1 protein-coding gene is annotated in these 260 nt (G+C 49.2%); it reads left to right on the plus strand.

Going from position 1 to position 260, the window contains the following annotated elements; genetic code table 11:
• On the plus strand, positions 1–260 hold a 260-nt coding region (locus KVT36_RS31790), incomplete at both ends, for a condensation domain-containing protein (RefSeq protein ID WP_217607446.1).

Here is a 260-nt window from a genome sequence, read left to right on the forward strand (position 1 = left end):
GGACCTGCAGGATGATGCAGACCGGGAAGAAAAAGTAAAAGCATTGGTGCAGGATACCATCAGCCGGCCTTTTAACCTGTCTGATGGCCCGCTGGTACGTGCAGTCCTGTACCAATTGGCAAGCGATAAATGGATCTTTGTTTTTAACATGCATCACATTATCAGTGATGGATGGGCGCAGGATGTATTGATGGAAGAATTGCTGCAATGTTATAAAGCGCATACCAAAGGCACAGCCAACCCGCTGGACCCGCTGCGCA

It is taken from the genome of Chitinophaga sp. GbtcB8, from assembly GCF_019091455.1.
GTDB lineage: Bacteria > Bacteroidota > Bacteroidia > Chitinophagales > Chitinophagaceae > Chitinophaga.